The 16,164-nt window shown below is 63.0% G+C and carries 13 protein-coding genes; 5 read left to right on the forward strand and 8 right to left on the reverse strand.

Features of this window, described 5'->3' with window-relative positions; all coding sequences use genetic code 11:
- Positions 1–14: 14 nt before the first annotated feature.
- From FIV42_RS01810 to FIV42_RS01825, 4 genes are all read right to left on the reverse strand, one after another.
- A complete protein-coding gene (locus FIV42_RS01810) occupies positions 15–1,238 on the reverse strand; it encodes an IS256 family transposase (RefSeq protein ID WP_141196012.1) in 1,224 nt (407 codons plus the stop codon).
- A 269-nt stretch (positions 1,239–1,507) separates the two neighbouring features.
- A complete protein-coding gene (locus tag FIV42_RS01815; RefSeq protein WP_141196013.1) occupies positions 1,508–2,752 on the reverse strand; it encodes a DUF4427 domain-containing protein in 1,245 nt (414 codons plus the stop codon).
- A gap of 110 nt (positions 2,753–2,862) precedes the next feature.
- Entirely contained in the window at positions 2,863–3,831 is a 969-nt protein-coding gene (locus FIV42_RS01820) for a DUF805 domain-containing protein (protein WP_141196014.1), read from the reverse strand.
- A gap of 87 nt (positions 3,832–3,918) precedes the next feature.
- On the reverse strand, positions 3,919–4,932 hold the full coding sequence (locus tag FIV42_RS01825) for a restriction endonuclease (RefSeq protein WP_141196015.1): 1,014 nt from the start codon (positions 4,930–4,932) through the stop codon (positions 3,919–3,921).
- A 173-nt stretch (positions 4,933–5,105) separates the two neighbouring features.
- Between FIV42_RS01825 and FIV42_RS01830 the strand changes: the two genes are divergently transcribed.
- Positions 5,106–5,390 (forward strand): hypothetical protein, encoded by a 285-nt coding sequence (locus FIV42_RS01830; RefSeq protein ID WP_141196016.1) that lies wholly within the window; start codon positions 5,106–5,108, stop codon positions 5,388–5,390.
- Positions 5,391–6,107: 717 nt separating this feature from the next.
- Here the strand turns inward: FIV42_RS01830 and FIV42_RS29925 are convergent.
- From FIV42_RS29925 to FIV42_RS01845, 3 genes are all read right to left on the reverse strand, one after another.
- Positions 6,108–6,737 (reverse strand): hypothetical protein, encoded by a 630-nt coding sequence (locus FIV42_RS29925; protein ID WP_168210327.1) that lies wholly within the window; start codon positions 6,735–6,737, stop codon positions 6,108–6,110.
- Between the two features lie 142 nt (positions 6,738–6,879).
- Complete coding sequence (locus FIV42_RS01840) at positions 6,880–8,841, reverse strand: hypothetical protein (protein ID WP_141196017.1); 1,962 nt, start codon at positions 8,839–8,841, stop codon at positions 6,880–6,882.
- A 323-nt stretch (positions 8,842–9,164) separates the two neighbouring features.
- Positions 9,165–9,962 carry an extensin family protein gene (locus FIV42_RS01845; RefSeq protein WP_141196018.1) on the reverse strand — a complete coding sequence of 266 codons (798 nt, stop codon included), beginning with the start codon at positions 9,960–9,962 and terminating at the stop codon, positions 9,165–9,167.
- Positions 9,963–10,065: 103 nt separating this feature from the next.
- On the opposite strand from FIV42_RS01845, the gene FIV42_RS01850 reads away from it, so the two are divergent.
- On the forward strand, positions 10,066–10,356 hold the full coding sequence (locus tag FIV42_RS01850) for a hypothetical protein (RefSeq protein ID WP_141196019.1): 291 nt from the start codon (positions 10,066–10,068) through the stop codon (positions 10,354–10,356).
- 365 nt (positions 10,357–10,721) lie between these two features.
- Here the strand turns inward: FIV42_RS01850 and FIV42_RS01855 are convergent, their stop codons facing one another.
- Entirely contained in the window at positions 10,722–12,098 is a 1,377-nt protein-coding gene (locus FIV42_RS01855) for an AgmX/PglI C-terminal domain-containing protein (RefSeq protein WP_141196020.1), read from the reverse strand.
- A 296-nt stretch (positions 12,099–12,394) separates the two neighbouring features.
- On the opposite strand from FIV42_RS01855, the gene FIV42_RS01860 reads away from it, so the two are divergent.
- Genes FIV42_RS01860 through FIV42_RS01870 form a run of 3 tightly spaced genes read left to right on the forward strand, consistent with a single transcriptional unit; the run spans position 12,395 to position 16,132 of the window.
- Complete coding sequence (locus FIV42_RS01860; RefSeq protein WP_141196021.1) at positions 12,395–13,558, forward strand: PAS domain-containing sensor histidine kinase; 1,164 nt, start codon at positions 12,395–12,397, stop codon at positions 13,556–13,558.
- A 41-nt stretch (positions 13,559–13,599) separates the two neighbouring features.
- On the forward strand, positions 13,600–14,079 hold the full coding sequence (locus tag FIV42_RS01865) for a response regulator (RefSeq protein ID WP_141196022.1): 480 nt from the start codon (positions 13,600–13,602) through the stop codon (positions 14,077–14,079).
- A 31-nt stretch (positions 14,080–14,110) separates the two neighbouring features.
- Entirely contained in the window at positions 14,111–16,132 is a 2,022-nt protein-coding gene (locus FIV42_RS01870; protein WP_141196023.1) for a response regulator, read from the forward strand.
- Positions 16,133–16,164: the final 32 nt, after the last annotated feature.

Raw genomic sequence — 16,164 nt, forward strand, 5'->3', positions numbered from 1 at the left:
GTGACTCCTCTACGTCATTCTGCTGCTGCTTCCATCAGTTGATTCTCGCCTTCGCGCGGAGCCTTCCAGGCCCAGTATTCGTCCATGTCGAAGTAGCGCCGGCCGGTCGCCCATTCCTCGTGCTGCTCCATCAGATACGCCCCCACAAGCCGCCAGGCTGACCGGTCATTGGGAAAGATGCGGATGACCTTCTCGCGGCGTCTGATTTCGCTGTTGAGCCGCTCGACCATGTTGGTGGTGCGAAGCCTCACCCGGTACTTGTCGGGCAGCCTCAAGACCGCCGTGGCGTCTTCGAATCCCAGCTCGAGCGTCTCCAGGGCCTTGTCGGCCTTGCCTTCGAGCTCGGCGCACAGCTCGTTGAACGCCTCCTTTGATGCTGCGACGTCTTCGGCCTCGAAGATGTCGTCGAGGCCCTTGCTCATCTGGCCGTGCAGGCTCTTCGGGGTCTTGTCGAGGATGTTTCTACGAAAGTGCGTCTGACACCGCTGCCAGCTCGCGCCCTGGAAGCACTCATGCACCGCGTCGACCAGTCCCTCGTGGGCGTCTGAGACCACGAGCTCCACGCCGGAAAGTCCGCGGCGATTCAGCGAACGGAAAAACTCTTTCCAGCTCTGATTGGTCTCCGAGTTGGCGATCGACAGCCCCAGAATCTCACGATAGCCGTCTTCGTTGACGCCCACCGCCACGAGCGCGCTGGTCGGTCGGATGGCGCCATTTCGCCGTACTCGCACTTGGATGGCGTCGACCAAAACAAACGGATAATTTCTGCCCATCAGCGTGCGCTCGGCCCAGGCTTCGACCTTTTCGTCGAGCGCCTCGCAAAGACGGCTGACGGTCGATCTCGAAAACTCATGGCCGCACAACTCGTCAGTGATGCGTTTGACCTTGCGGGTGGACACGCCGTTGACGACCATCTCCATCATCGCCAGCACCAGCGCCTTTTCGCTTCGCTGATAGCGGGTAAAAATCGCCGTCTCGAATGTCCCGTCGCGGTCACGTGGCACCCTCAGCGTCATCGGCCCCACACGCATCGTAAACCCGCGCTCGTAGTGGCCATTGCGGTAGCCTTTGCGCTCGTCGGTACGCTCGTGTTTCTCGGCCTCCAGGTGCTCGTCCATCTCGGCCTCGAGCACCTCATTGAGCACCGCTTCGACCAGCTTGCGCATGGCCTCGTCTCGGTTGCCCAGAATCAAGCCTTGGATGATTTCGCCGTCGATCGTAACCTCAAACTCGCCCATCGTCTTCACCTCGTTAGAACCTTTTGGTTTGGTCACTAAAAAGCCTAACGGAAGGCGGTGGGCGTTTTGCAACTGCCCTTATCCCGACCACATCGGCCGGACTGGATTCACACAATTATTGGGGCACAACTTGCACCGCATGTCGACGGCGAATGACGTCGCCGAATTTAATAAGCTGCTGAGAGTTAGTGTTTATCTGTGAGCTTCAACACTGATTACCATCCGCGTCTGGATGACGGTATTCAGTGGATCGCAGGAACACGAAGAGACTAAAAGTCCTCTTCATTATGCGCATAATTCAAGTAAGCGCTCGAGAGCATCGATGTTCCGGTGTAGAAAGGAACGGAATTGGGATCATTCGACATAAGAACAGAAAAGTAGGTTGCCGATTCACCAAACTCCTTCTCCACAAGCTCTGCTAGTTGCTGGGTCATCTGCTCTCTACGCCCAAGACTGTAAAAATCGGGATACTCCATCAGGTTTACCAGGTATCGCTCACTAGCGCTGATGGATATTCTTCCGTCTTCCATCATCAAGGCCCGTACTAGCTCCGAAGTGTTGTCATACAGCCACAACCAGCCCCCCCCGAGTTCCCCCATTGGAGGTTGCCCTCCGCTGAGCTCCGGTAGGACCTGCTCTACAAGTCGATCGAAACGCGTTCGAATCTGGCGCGCTCGTGATTCCTCCAGTGTGAAGTACGGCTCGAGCGAAATCTTACTGTGCTCGATGGCGGTCTCAACACTCTCTGGGGTCACCAGTTCGTGTGGATCCGGAAAGCGATCCGCGATCACAATGAAACTAAAGAGCTCTTTCGGCAGCTGGTGAGTATCTACGAGCCACAGGATATCGTGAAGCAGCCGGCGAGCATGATTCTCCGTGCGAACGATAAACCCCACTTCGTGCTGTAGCTGTTCGAAGCGGAGCCCAAAGCCTGATAGCTCATCGTAAGATGTCGCGGCTGGCATTGAGCGCTCGGAAGGCAGCCGCCATTCTCGCTCATGGGTCCAATCGAGTGGCCGATCACGAGTAGGGTTGTAGGCTACGTATCTATACTGCTCGCGCAAAGGCAGCGCAGATTCGGGAAACACTCGTGCACCGTCTGTTCGCTTTCGAGCCCTTTGTTCGTCTGTTAGCCCATAGATGACGGGGCGTGCCCCGAGGGCAAACAAGTCTTCCTTCTTGAACATGACTCCAAAAGTGCTCATGTGTTCGCCGCGTGCACTGCGGTCCTCTCCGGCAATCAGAAAGGCAGCAAGCGGCATTTCTGAAAAACAAACTGCCGGTCGCGGCCCGTACACCGTTCTTCTGCCGTTCCGAATTGACCATGTGGGAAGAACCTCTTGCGAACGAAGGATGTGGCGCAAAAGGAAGAACGGTGACAGCACCCAGTCCTCCACCAAATTCCCGAAAGACCACTCCTCCGGCAATGTAGTTGCGCCATCTGACCTCAGGTCAACGCTGCGCACGAAATGGACAAGTCGCTGGGAGAGATCAAAGCGTCGGCTGTTCTTCATAGGGGGCTCTCAGACTGGCTCGTTCCCACGAAGGAGCACGTAACTACTCAGCGGGAAAAAAGTGTCAGTCGCCATGTTGCTTGGCAGGAGGAATGCGCAATGGATCGGCATCAGGCTCCACTTCCGTGATCGGGCAGCTTGTTGATGAGTTCCTTCAATAGGTCCATTGGATGGGTTGATTGTGAACCTGTTTCCACGACTTCACTGGTGCTTTCCTCTCCAAAGAAGCGCTGCGCTAATTTCTGCTTGACCGATGTACGCTTATCGTCGGGGAGATCTGCCAAGAATGGCCCAAGAGCGATGAGTTCCAGTTCCGTCCTTCGAAACTGCAACTCATCTTTGCGTGAGTTTGAAGCCTGCTTGCCTGCATAGCCGGTAAAGAGGAGTATCGCCGTCGAGAAGAAGACACGGCGCGCGATTCCCATCCACGCAACTGTTTCCGGAACTGCTGTTTCTGTCGATGGCCCAGCAGCCGAAAACACGACCACAGCAAAACCAATTAGCCCCAAGAATCCAAGCACAGCCAAAACGTGCCACCAAAAAGCACTTCTCCGCGCTCGGTTTGCGGCATCTTGATACCCCCGTGCAAGTGCCGGCGCCCCAATATATCCAAGAGCTTCCTTGGCGTCTTGCTGATACTTCATGAGCTTGGCAACACGGTTTCTCCCGTCCTGGACTAACTCATCTAGCGCGTGTAAGCCCTGCAAGACTTCTCTTTGAAGAGTCTCGTCGTCAGAATCCGTCAATCCTCCGAGCATTTCGCTCCGACGATGTCGATCCGGCCCACGGACCTGCTGGCGGTTTGGCTCATATGCGCCCCATGCGATTTCCCCCTCGATGCCAGCGGTATGTAGAACAACACTTAGTGCTTTACCGATTGCAGACGGGATCCAGTCTTCAACTCTAATAACGCCTTCGAGTGACTCATCGTTCGCCAGGAACGCCCAATCAATCCGTTGTGGGTTATCATCTTCAGCTTGAACAAATCGAACTTCGGCTACTTTCGTTCCATCCTCTAAAATGTCCCATTTCCCGCTACGCGGACTATTTGAAAACTCGCTGCGACTAACACTGTACATCAAGACCGCTCCCATTGTTGCGGTAGTTCACCAACCGCGCAGTATTCTCCTGGGGAAATGTTTCAGTAGGTGAGAATGATGAGGGGGTTAACCATCAGCAGCCTCCTCCACCGCCTCCGGAATAAACACCCGCTTCAGCGGAATCACCGCCTGATACTTCGAGCTCAAATCGTCGTAGTACCGCAGCACCAAGTCCAAGAACTCCTCGCCGTCGATCAACCGCAGGTTGCTCCGCGTCGCCGCAAACTGCGTCGCGTCCCGGCTGAACCCGCCGAGGGTCACGAATAGCCCGACCTCTGACGCCTCGACCGTCCCGTACAACGACGACACCTCCGCAATCCCAACCGTCCCGGACGTGCTCTTGACTTGGACCTTTATGATGGGCGGCTCGATGCCGAGCTCGTCGCGGTGGGCGATGACGTCGATGCCGCCGTCGCGTGAGTCGCGGGTGGTGCGGGCGTGGTAGCCCATAACCTCCATGAGGTTGGCGACGAAGGACTCGAGCGGGTGGCCTTTGAGTTCGGCTTCGATACGCTTTTGGACGAAGTCACGGGTGATCTGCTCGACCTCTTCAGCCACGAGCGAGACGCTGTCGTCGTCTTCGGTCTCGCTGACGAGCTCGCGGCCCTCGAGCGCGGCGAGGTATTCTTCGGCGTAGTTTTGGACCTGGAATAGGCTCATCGCTGAGCCGAGCTCGTAGAGCGCGCCCTGGGAGAAGTGGGTGCGCGAGACTTCTTTGAGCCACTCGACTTCGCGTTGGTGCGGGTAGCCGCGCAAAAAAGAAGGGTCGTATCGGTAGTCCGACTTGATGCGGCCAATGTGGATCTTCTTGGTGATCTTGGAGGGGTAGAGCACGATTTCGTCGCGCTCCATCTCGTGCAGAAACCGATAGAGCATGCCGGCCTTGACCGGGATCGCACCGTCCTTTTCGTCGGGGAAGACATCGCCGAAGCGCGCTTTGAAGGCAGTGCGGGTCGCGGCGAGTTCGGCCAGGTCGCCCATTTGCGGCCAGCCAATGCCGATACGGTTTTGTTGGCGGAAGAGTCTATCGGCTTCGCCGGAGCGGCCTGCGTGCAGGCCCCAGCAGATGACGTCGGACACGGTACGGCTCCTTACTAAAGCCCCCTGGGGGAGCTACTAAGTTGGTCGGTGCGACTATCCCCAAAAATGTGGGATTTTGTTTGTGTGGAAGTGTAGTGGGAGGTTGAGTTTGGTGCAAGAGGCGCGTCGGGTGTTTGCGCTTTGTCGCACGTGGCGGGCTCTCGAAGCGCGTCGTGCGGTCCGGCCGCCTCGGCGGGCGAGCCCGCGCTCGTTGGCCGGAGGCGGCCAGGCTTGCCGCGCTCCTGGAGTCGCTCGACGACGCGTTCGTGGTCGTGGTCGTGGTCGTGGTCGTGGTCGTGGTCGTGGTCGTGGTCGTGGTCGTGGTCGTGGTCGTGGTCGTGGTCGTGGTCGTGGTCGTGGTCGTGGTCGTGGTTGTTGTCGTTGTCGTTGTCGTGTGGGCCCTGCAAGGCCGTCGACTCGAGATGAACGCCCTGCAGAAGGCCCGCGCCCGCTATTGAAGTAGTTAGGATTGAAGGGCGGACGACTCGTAGCGTTTGCGCGAGGCGGTGCGGGTGGGCCATAGCCACGTGGCTTAGCTGCAAGACCACCGCCTCGCGCTGTTTCGGGGGGCGTCGGCGTAGCTTTTTGAGGCCCCCCATCCGCCTCGCGCTGTAAGGCGCGCGAGGCACCTTCCCCGTGGGGGAAGGGATGTCCTTGCGGAGAGCAAGGCGTGGGTTTCTGGGGTCAACCCCGGCCAGAAGGCCGTAGCGACGGGCTGGGGTCATGTTTGGAGCGGCAGAGGTCGCAAAAAGTGTGGCCTTGGGTGCCGCGGCGCGGCGCTCGGCGACAGAATTTCCGGCCTTGGGTCATGATTCGCGCGGCAGAGGTCCAAAAAATTATGACGTTCGGTCGGGTTCCGAGGGGCCCGAGCCCGAATTTTTTCGGCCTCGGGTCGGAAAAGTTCGGGCTCGGGCCCAAACTTTCCGGCCTCGGGTCACACCTTCGAGCAATTTTTTGCGACGCTTACATGACCACGGGTCACGCTTGGAGCGATTTTGCGCGATTGATCATGACCAAGGGTCACGTTGGAAGGGACCTGGGCCGCTCTTGGCGCGAGCTGAGGCCGGACAAAAAGAGACTTGGGGTGCTTTGCGTCCGACCCGAGGCCGGAAAGGAAGGGGCTCGAGCCCCTTTTTTCCGGCCTCGGGTCTGCCTGGGAGGCGTTGGAGGGGGTGTTATTCGGTCACCGGCACCGGGTCGGCGTCGGGGGTGACGTCGGTGTCGACCGGCTCGTCGTCGGCGTCGTCGTCCTGGTCTTCGATGACTTCGCCGGTGTTCGGGTCGATCTCGGGGTTGGTGCCGCGGCGCTTGATGTAGGCGGCCACGCGCTCGTTCTGCTCGATGACCGGGGCGAGGACCCGGTTGCGCTCGTCGGGCTCGTGGAGGAAGTGGGCGCAGACGACGAAGATGAGCTTGGCGAACTCCTCCTGGGCGACCGCGAGGGCGGCCTTGAAGTCGGAGAAGGGGACCTTCTTCACGTCGGTCGCCTTGAGCTCCTCGCCGAAGCGGGTGTTGAGGCGCTCGAGGTTGTCGATCATGGGCGTGGTGCCCAGCAGTTGGAGGGTGTCGGCGTAGTCTTGGCGCACACGGGTGAGGAACTCGTCGACGGTGACGTGCTGCTCGTCGAAGGTCTGGGTGATGATGCCGTGCACGCCGTTGGGAAGCAGGTCTTCGAGCATCTCGCGGGCGGCCGTCTTGTGCTCGGAGTCGCCCTCCATCTGGGCGAAGCCGTCGACGTTGCGGTAGACCAGGCCGAGGTTGCGGTCGACCTGCACGTCGCGCGCGGCGGCCTTCTGGCGCGCCACGGGGCAAAGTGTGATGCGAATGGAGGGAGTGTATTTGGGTGGGGGGGGTGGGCGTCAATGGGGGGCTTGATGGCCGGCGGAGGCCGGCCGGGGGCATCGCTGCGGACCTGCAACGCGTCCGTAGCGACGCCCCTGCCCTCCCCTACTCCTCGCAACTCGACGCATTATTCTCGGCGACCACATACGACACCGATTCCACCGACTCCTCGAGCCAGGCGACTTCGCAGCCGGGGAGTGAGGCGTTGTCGCGTACATACAGGCCCTGGTCGACCGAGAGCAGGTTGCTCAGGCCGCGCAGGTCGGTGAGCGTGGCGTTGGTTTCGATGCGTAGGTGGCCGTCGACGTTCGACAGGGCGCCGAGGCCGTCCATCGTCTGCAGGCGTTCGTTCGACGAGACGGTCAGGTCGCCGTCGACGAATTTGAGGCCGGCGGCGAAGTCGATGCGCGACAGGCCGTTGCCCTCGACGGTGAGCCAGCCGAGGCGCTCGACGCGGTTCATGCCGGTGAAGCGCTCGAGGGCCGGGTTCTCGCGCAGCTCGATGCCGCCTTCGACCGTCGCGAGGGCGCCGAGGGCGTCGATGCGTGACAGCTTGGGGTTGAATCCGATGTGGATGACGGCGTCGACGGTGATCTCGCCGAGTCGGCGGACGTTGGCGAAGCCGTCGAGGGCGGTCAGTCGGGGGTTGTTCTGCACGACGAGGCCGCGCGGGAGGCGCGCCAGGTCGTCGAAGCCGTCGATGGAGGCGAGCTTGGCGTTGTCTTCGATGCGCACCTCGCCGTCGAGCACGGCGAGTTGGGTGAAGCCGTCGATGGTGGTCAGGGCGTCGTTGCCGCGCACGAGCAGGTCGCCGTTGATGCGCCGCACGGGGGTGTCGCCCAGCGATTGGAGCGCGTCGTTGCCCTCGACGTGCAGGTGGCCGTAGGTCTCGTCGGGGATGGTCGGCGAGCACAGGTAGTTGGGGGTGTCTTCGTAGTCGTCGGGCAGCTCGGCGTCGAAGCCGAGGCTGTCCTGGCCGAGCGTCTCGATGCCCCACAGTTGGGCGACGTCGGTGAGCGCGGGGTTGTCGGTCACGCGCACCGGGCCGCGCACAGCGACCTGCTCGCGGAGGCCGGCCAGGGACTGCAGCTTGGGGTTGTCGCGAAGCTCGACGCGGCCGAGCTCGTAGAGGTCTCGAAACGAGCCCAGGTCGGCCAGCCCGGTGTTCTCGAGCACGACCTCCGCCAGGCAGCTCACCCGCGTGAGCGCGGTGACGTCGGTGAGCTGCGGGCTGTTGCGCACCTCGAGGGCGCCGGTCATGAACTCGAGCGACTCGAAGCCCGCCACGCGCGACAGCTTGGGGTTGTTGGTCAGCCGGATATCGCCGTCGATGTCGGTGAGGCGGCGAAAGCCGCGAATCTCTTCGAGGCTGGCGTTGTCGTCGACGATCAGGTGCGGGTCGATGGGCCCGTCGCCGCCGCGCGACTCGGGGGGCTCGTCGGCGATGCCGCTCGCCTGCGGGCGAGCCGACGGGCCGCGGTAGTCGGCCAGCAGTTGCAGCCGGTCGAAGCCGGCGATGGTCTCGAGCGCGCCGTTGCGCTCGATGTGGATGTCGCCGGCGACCTGCGACAGGTTCGCCGGCCCCTGCACCGCGACGAGCGACGCGTTGCCGACGACGTGATAGTCGCCGCCGATGCGCGCCACCGAGTCGAGCCCGGCGTCGGTGCGAAGGCGGTCGTTCTGCTCGACCACCAGGTCGCCGTTGACCTCGGCCAGCCCGCTCAACCCGCTCAGGTCCTCGAGGTCCGTGCCGCCGACGCGCACGTCGCCGAGCACGTGAATCTGGTTGGGCGCCTCGAGCAGGCGGATGCCCTGGAAGCCGCGGTCGACGAAGAGATTCCCGACGATCGTCACGCAATTGGCCCGCTCGGCGTCCATCTGCGAGCGCAACGCCCCGGCGTCGTCGGGCAGCACGAACGACCCGTCGATGCGCGCCTCGGCGCAATCGCCCTGGGTCGTACCCGAGCCCGCCCCGGGCCCGTCGGAGGGCACGTCTTTGTGCCCGAGGTCACCGCAGGCGCACACAAGCGCCGCGAGCGCAAAAACACTGGCCGTTCGTCGCATCATTCATTCCCCAAAATAGTTCAGTGAGCAGTCGTGGGTGTTGGTGTTTGTGTCGACGTGGTGGGGCTGGGTTTTATTCAATTGCGTGGTCGAGGTGCGCGCCCCGACCAGTTCCCCACTTCCCCACTTTCCCACTTTCCGCGACCGCGACCGCGACCGCGCCCCGTAGTTAAAACAGCAACGCGCTCGATAGCTTCGACACGCTCCGATCGAGCCAAACGGGCAACATCGACCCAACTCGCAGCATCGACCTCACTGCAGTCAAACGGCGGGGCGCGGTCGCGGGCGCGGGCGCGGTCGCGGTCCAGACTTGGCGTGTGCGCCGCTTACGACTCCTCGAACGAGGGGTCCCCGTTGAAGTAGACCCACCAGCCCATGTCCAGATGAAAGTGGTCGTCGTGGCCGGGGGCGGGTGGGACGAGGGCGCCGCGGAAGACGCGGTCGCGTTGGAGTTCCTGGGCGAGGCTGCGCAGGAAGACGGCGTGTTTGCGGTTGAAGCCGCGGCCGAGCTTCCAGTGAAACAGGACGCTCACCTCGAACTCGTCGGCGGCGCGGCCGAGGTCTTGTTTGCGGTCGGGTAAGGCGTCGAACTCGAAGCCGGCGACGTCGATGGCGTTGCCGAAGGCGTGCTCGCTCAGGATGAACTTGCGGGTGCGAATCGTGCGGCAGTTGTAGGTGCCGAAGTGGATGATACGGGACGGGGGGCGGCCGTAGACTTCGCGGCCGACGCGGGCGGCGATCTTTTCGAAGCGTTGCAGGTGGGGTTTGAAGTGGCGGTTGATTTGGACCGGGCGCGTGTAGCCCAAGGTGTCGCCGCGGTAGGTGACGAGCTCGACGTCGGGGCATTTGAGGCCGCGGCCGGGGACTTCGACGGCGACGCGAGAGCGGGTGTCCAGCGGGTATGGGTCGCGGTCGACCTGGCGGCGCAGCTTGCGCCACCAGCGCTTGGCGCTGCGGCCGAGTTGGTCGGGGCTTCGGGAGCGGCCGACGTCGCGCACCGCCTGCGAGCCCTGCTCGACCACGAGGTCGGTGCGTGGCCAGCTCTTCCAGACGTAGGCCGCGCCCGCCAGGCCGGCTGTGCCGGCTAGAATGATTCCCCACAAGACGATTGTCCGCGCTCGCATGTTGTCTGCCTCCGGCTGGTCCTGATTCGAGTTCTACCTACAGAAGGTGACACCGGGGTGTGCAATGGAGGGGGAGGCGATGTGCCGTGGTGGAGGCGTTTTTGTGCAGAAGATGTGCGGCCGTGCGGCTTTGAGTCCGCGGGGCACCTACTATAGTCGCTACTACCCGCTCTACGCCGAATACCAGTTGCCCACCGGCGAGATGCTCGTGCGCGCGCTGCCCGAGGGTGTGATCGACCCGGGAGGGCGCATCACGGGGTTTGTGTACTTCGAGGACCTCGAGTCGATCGAGCCGACGCCCGACCGGGTGACGTTTCGGTACGTATTGGTCGACGCCGAAGCGAATAGGCGCTTTGGGGTCGTCGAGATTCCGTTTGACGTGGTCGAGGATTGAGGTTGCAGGATGGAGGCTCTGTAGAGCGCGCACGCCCGGTATTTCGGTGCGAGTGCTTCCAGCTCTCGCTGACGAGGGCAAGATGCCCCCGCACCGAATAACACGAGGGCAAGATGCCCCCGCACCGAATAACACGAGGGCAAGATGCCCTCGCACCGAATAACACGAGGGCAAGATGCCCACGCACCGAGCAACACGAGGGCAAGATGCCCACGCACCGAATAACACGAGGGCAAGATGCCCACGCACCGAATAACACGAGGGCAAGATGCCCTCGCACCGAATAACACGAGGGCAAGATGCCCACGCACCGAATAACACGAGGGCAAGATGCCCACGCACCGAACAAGTGGCAGGCGTGTGATTCACTGCACCCCAGTGAACACGAACGGATAATTGATCACGCAGATGCCGCCGTCGGGGCGCTCGAAGCGCAGCCGGCTGATCTCGCGCTCGATGCATGACTCGACGGGCCGGCTGTTCATCGTCGACGAGGCGATCGACGCGCTCATGACCTTGCCGTCGAGGCCGATCTTCCATTGGGCGATGATCTTGCCGTGCAGGTCGGGTTGGCGCTGCAGTTGGCGCTCGAAGCAGTATTTGATGGCGCTCGCCTTGGCGCCGACGACCTTGCGGATGTCGCCGCGGTCGCAGAAGTCGCCCACCTGCGGGGTGCGCTTTTCCAGGTGCGCTTTGACCTCGCGGGCCTCCTTCCTGTCCAGGTGCGCGCCGGTCGACGGCCCGCCGCTGCCCGGCCCGCCGCCGGTGTCGATGTGGCCGAGCCCGTGGATGCGGCCCTGGCCTTCGCCGCCGCCTCCGCTCTTGACCCCGCGGATGCTCAGCCCGCTCGTGCCGCGGCCGACGCGAAGCTCGTCGTCGCCGCCTCCGAAGGCGACGTCGGCCTTCGATGAGATGCCGTCGGAGGTGTCCATGAGCTTGGCGATGGCGCCCTGGCCCAGGCGTGCCTCGCTCAGGAGCTTGTTGACGCCTACCTCGCTCGGGTCGACCTCGTCGACCATCTCGCCGTCGTCTTTGGGGACCTTGCTGTCGACGACCTTGTCGGGCTCGCCGAAGGTGCCCTCCTCGCCGCCGGCTTTCTTGCCGCTCGTCTCCTCGGAGGGCGGCTCCAGTTTGTCTTCGTCGAGCGGGTCGGGGACGTCGTGGACGTGGACTTCGGCGAAGCCTCCGATCGCCTTCAGGCCGTCGAGCTCGGCGCTCGGCTCGTAGGTCAGGAACGCGGTGAGCAAGACGGCGCCGTGGAGCAGCGCGGCGAAGGCGACCATGGCGACCAGGGGCATCTCGACCGAGGCCCAGCCGCGGCCGGCGACCGCCTCGCGCCCCTCGATGACCTGGAAGAAGAGGTGGACGTCGCCCAGGCGAAGCCGGCCCCAGTCGCCCGTGGCGAGCTTCATCTCGTAGATCTGGGCTGCGCCCTTGTCGGTGCGCGCTTTGCCTGTGGGCCAGGCGCGGTCTTGGGCGACGAGTTCATCGATGTCCCAGTCGTGGTCGTCGACCTGCATGACGCCGGCGATGCGGTCGCTGAAGCGGACGGTGTAGCCGTCGGGGGCGCGCTCGAACATCTCGAAGACGTCGGGCAGCCCCGGGGCGAGGACGCTGAAGTCGTTCTTGTCGCCCTGCCCCACGCGGACCACCGGCGAGCTCATCTGCGAGAAGGTGCGCTCTTCGAGGATGGTGCTGCGCCAGACGATGACGACTCTCAAACTGTGGGATTGCGGATGCACGGTGGGGCTCCTCGCTAGGAATCAGGTTCATTCATCAGGTTCATTCGTTGGACAGCGACCTGCTGAAAAAGTTCCACGTCAATAGCGGGCGTGTGGGCTCTGCAACGCCGTCGACGCCCCCGGAATAGTGCCAATTACCCGATCGTTTTTGGCGCGCAATCGGGACCAACCCAAAGTTGCGAGTTTGTCCCCCAATCTCGTGCTAAATCGAACGATTTGTGCTAAGAGTGTGGGCGCGCCGCTCCATCCAGCGGAAAATCCACCCCACATGCCCGCCTCGACGAGGAAAGAAGCGAGTGAACGATCAGCCCAAAAATGCGCGCAATTGCCCGGCGCCGGAAGCGACCAACGCCAACGACACGGCGTACGCGGCCGCGCACCTCGAGGCGATCTTCGAGTCGGTCGTCGACGGGGTCATCACCATCGACAGTTGCGGGTATATCCACTCGTTCAACCCGGCGGCCGAGGGCATCTTCGGCTACGCGGCTGACGAAGTGGTCGGCGAGAAGATCAATATGCTGATGCCGCAGCCGTTTCGTCGCGAACACGACGCCTATATGGAGCGCTATCAGGAGACCGGCGAGAAGCGCATCATCGGGATCGGCCGCGAGGTCAAGGGCCTGCGCAAGGACGGCAGCGTCTTTCCGCTCGACCTGGCCGTCAGCGAGTTCTGGGTGGGCGACAACCGCTTCTACTCGGGGATCGTTCGCGACATCACCGACCGGCGCGAGGCGAGAAAAGAGCGCGAGCGGCTGATCCAAGAGCTCGGGCAGAAGAACGCCGAGCTCGAGCGATTCACCTACACGGTCTCGCACGATCTCAAGAGCCCGTTGATCACCATCAAGGGCTTTTTGGGGATGCTCGAGCAGGACATGAAGGCGGGCAATTACGATCGCATGAGCTCCGACATGGTGCGCATCGCCAACGCCGCCGACAAGATGAAGGAGTTGCTCGACGAGGTCCTCGAGTTGTCGCGCATCGGCCGGGTGGTCAACCCGTCGGAGTGGGTCGACCTCGAGGAGTTGGCCTCCGAAGTCGCCACCCTGCTGTCGGGCCCCATCGAGCAGAATGGCGTGACCGTCGAGATCTCGCCGGAGTTGCCCACGGTCTACGGCGACCGGATTCGCCTCCAAGAGGTGCTCCAAAACCTCATCGAGAACGCCATCAAGTTCATGGGCGACCAGGACGAGCCGAAGATCGTCATCGACTCGTACCGCGACGAGGACGAGGTCGTGTGCTGCGTGCAGGATAACGGCATCGGCATCTCGCCGGACTATCTCAAGAAGGTCTTCGGTCTCTTCGAGCAGCTCGACCCCACCAAACAGGGCACCGGCGTCGGACTCGCTCTGGTCCACCGGATCATCGAGGTCCACGGCGGGCGCATCTGGGTGGAGTCGGCAGGAATTGACGAAGGCTCTCGGTTTTGCTTTACGTTTCCGCCAGACAAGACGCGCGCCTAAACAACGCCAACAACCGCTGACCGTCTCTCATGAGGGACCAGATGTCCGAACAAATCAAAACTCCGGCCGAACCCCTGCGCATCCTCTTTGTCGAGGACAATCACGACCACGCCGAATTGGTCATGCGCAGCCTGGAAGACCACCGCGTGGCCAATCAAATCACGCACGTCGACAACGGCGAGACTGCGCTCGACTACCTGCTGCGCCGCAAGGAGTACCAGGACCCGGCGACCAGCCCTCGGCCGCACGTGGTCCTGCTCGACTTGCGCCTGCCACGCGTCGACGGGCTCGATGTGCTCAAGCAGATCAAGGCCGACGAGAAGCTTCGGCGCATCCCGGTGGTCGTGCTGACGACCTCCGACAAGGAGAGCGATATCGCTCGCGCCTACGACCTCAACGCCAACGCGTATCTGGTCAAGCCGATCGATTTCTCCAAATTTGTGGAATTGCTGCGCGACCTCGGGTTTTTCTGGCTGGCGTGGAACCGACCGCCGGAAGTGCCCAACGGTGAGAGTGACTAGCACTGTCGTACCCGTACCGAGTTGTACCATCATGGTTGAAATCATCGTCGTCGAAGATGAGCTGGCCCACGCCGAGCTTATCCGCCGCGCCTTCGAGACGCGGGCGGACGAGTTCGAGGTCGAGGTCGTCAGCAGCTTGGCCCGAGCGCGAGAGCGCCTGGCCGAGACGACGCCGGACCTCGTCATCACCGACCTGATGCTCCCCGACGGCAGCGGCATCGACCTGATCCCCGGCGAGGACCAACGCGCCGAGTACCCGGTGGTCGTGATGACCAGCCACGGCGACGAGAAGGTCGCCGTCGAGGCGATCAAGGCGGGCGCGCTCGACTACCTGGTCAAGAGCGCCGAGACGCTGTCGACCATGCCGCATATCGCCGAACGCTCGCTGCGCGAATGGAACCAGATGCACGAGCTCGAGCGCACCCAGCAGCAGCTGTTGCACGCCCAGAAGATGGAGGCCATCGGCAACCTGAGCAGCGGCATCGCCCACGACTTCAACAACTTGTTGATGGGCATCACCGGCTGCACGGACCTTGCGCTGGGCAAGCTCGACGAAGGCAACGACGCGCGCCGCTACGTCGAAGAGATCAAGAAGGCGGCGCTTCGCGGCGCCTCGCTGACTCGCCAACTGCTCGCGTTCACCCGCAAAAAGGAAGTCGAGCCCCGCGTGGTCGAATTCAACGAGGTCGTCGCCGAGGCGAAGAACCTTCTGCGCCCCGTGCTGAGCGAGGACATCAGTTTCGACGTCGACTTGAGCGACGCGCGCCTGTACGTGCGCTGCGATCCGGGCCAGATCGAGCAAGTGCTGGTCAACCTGGTGGTCAACGCGCGCGACGCCATGCCTCAGGGCGGCCAGGTGCGTGTGTCGACGACGAGCGTCGAGGTCGACGAAGCGGGCGCTCGCCGCCTGGGCGAGGTCCCGGCGGGCGAGTATGTCGTGCTGTCGGTCGCGGACAACGGCACCGGCATCGATCCCGAGACGCTCGAGCATATCTTCGAGCCCTTCTACACCACCAAGGACGTCGGTCAGGGCACCGGCCTGGGCTTGTCGACCATCTACGGCATCGTCAAGCAGGTCCGCGGCGAGATCGTCGTCGACAGCGAGGTCGGCCGCGGCACCACGTTTCATATCTACCTGCCGCGCACCGACGAAGAGCCCGAGCAGCTCACCCAGGCGCCGACCCACGACGTCGAGGGCAACGGCGAGACGATCCTGGTCGTCGAAGACGAGTCGCTGGTGCGCCTGACCGTGCGCGGCTACCTCGAGCGCGGCGGCTATCGGGTGGTCACCGCCAAAGACGGCGACGAGGCGCTGGCCATCGCCGGCGGCGCCGCGCAGTCCATCGACGTATTGCTGACCGACATGGTGCTCCCGGGGCTCAAAGGCCCGGATATCGTCGAGAAGGTGCGCGGGCATCACCCCGACATTCAGGTGCTCTACATGTCGGCGCACTCCGCCGAGCAACTGCTCGCCGACGCCCGCCTCGACGCGGACGCCGACGTGCTCCAAAAGCCCTTCACCGAAATCGACCTGCTCACCGAGGTCTACCAACTGCTCCGCGCCGAGCCGTCCGTTGCGATTGAAGACGCGGCTGCAGATGCGCCTACCCAACTCGACGAACGACGCGAGCGCTCCCAGGCAGGGCTGTTGTTGGTCGAGGACCACGACACGGCGCGCTGGACCATCCGCGAGTTGCTGCAGGACGAGGGTTATACCGTCTATGAAGCCGCCGACGGCGCCGCCGCCGTCGAGGTCTTCGACGCGCACGCCTCGGAGATCGACCTGGTCATCTCCGACATGCGCCTGCCCGACGTCGCCGGCACCTCGTTGGTCGGCGAGCTTCGCCAGCAGAAGCTAGACAAGCAGAAGCGCGACATGGCGGTGATCTTCACCTCCGGCAAAGACGCCGACGACCCCAAGGTGCGACAGGCTGTCGGCGCCCCCCACACGACCTTCCTGGGCAAGCCCGTCGACTTCGACGGCCTGCTCGACACCGTCGAGCGCATGCTCGAGGCGCTGGCCAACGACCAGGCGCGTAGCGCCGCTCAATAGCCATCCATCCGAAATAGCGCCCCCCTCCGGAC

Origin of the sequence: Persicimonas caeni (assembly GCF_006517175.1) — a bacterium.
GTDB lineage: Bacteria > Myxococcota_A > Bradymonadia > Bradymonadales > Bradymonadaceae > Persicimonas > Persicimonas caeni.

Coding starts and splice junctions, on each gene's coding strand:
- FIV42_RS01810 (WP_141196012.1), bottom strand. CDS start 1,238: ATGGGCGAGTTTGAGGTTACGATCGACGGCGAAATCATCCAAGGCTTG.
- FIV42_RS01815 (WP_141196013.1), bottom strand. CDS start 2,752: ATGAAGAACAGCCGACGCTTTGATCTCTCCCAGCGACTTGTCCATTTC.
- FIV42_RS01820 (WP_141196014.1), bottom strand. CDS start 3,831: ATGTACAGTGTTAGTCGCAGCGAGTTTTCAAATAGTCCGCGTAGCGGG.
- FIV42_RS01840 (WP_141196017.1), bottom strand. CDS start 8,841: ATGATGCGACGAACGGCCAGTGTTTTTGCGCTCGCGGCGCTTGTGTGC.
- FIV42_RS01845 (WP_141196018.1), bottom strand. CDS start 9,962: ATGCGAGCGCGGACAATCGTCTTGTGGGGAATCATTCTAGCCGGCACA.
- FIV42_RS01865 (WP_141196022.1), top strand. CDS start 13,600: ATGTCCGAACAAATCAAAACTCCGGCCGAACCCCTGCGCATCCTCTTT.
- FIV42_RS01870 (WP_141196023.1), top strand. CDS start 14,111: ATGGTTGAAATCATCGTCGTCGAAGATGAGCTGGCCCACGCCGAGCTT.